General features: G+C 40.9%; 1 protein-coding gene. It reads left to right on the top strand.

Annotation, left to right across the window (positions count from 1 at the left end; all coding sequences use genetic code 11):
• On the top strand, nt 1–443 hold a 443-nt coding region (locus J7R05_RS08200; RefSeq protein ID WP_246468278.1), incomplete at both ends, for an ATP-binding cassette domain-containing protein.

The following is a 443-nucleotide window of genomic DNA, read 5'->3' as shown; positions in this document are numbered from 1 at the left end:
ACAGAATTTTGATGTCCGTAGTGTACGTGAAACAATCGCATATTTCCCCCAAAATTCTTGCCTTTTTTCCGGAACCATTTTTGAGAATATGCTTCTTGCCAAACCAGATGCTACTAAAGATGAAATCGATGCTGCACTATATGTTAGTGCTTGCCATGCTTTGATTGCTCACTTGCCTCTAGGACTCAATACTCAAGTAGGAGAGCCAGGTGGTTTTTTATCAGGTGGTCAGCGCCAACGCTTGGCTTTAGCTTGTTTCTTTCTGATAAACCCAATCCTTCTTATTTTGGATGAACCTACTTCCGCATTGGATGACACTGTCAGTGCGCAAATTGTTGAGCATTTATATAAACTTTCGCAAGAACGTATTGTTCTTGTTATTACCCACAAAAGTGACCTCTTTCCTCAGCATGCAACCGTCTTAAACTTTACTGATTTGGAGG

Source organism: Bartonella capreoli, from assembly GCF_902813205.1.
Lineage (GTDB): Bacteria > Pseudomonadota > Alphaproteobacteria > Rhizobiales > Rhizobiaceae > Bartonella > Bartonella schoenbuchensis.
This window is presented reverse-complemented; position numbering and strand designations above follow the sequence as displayed.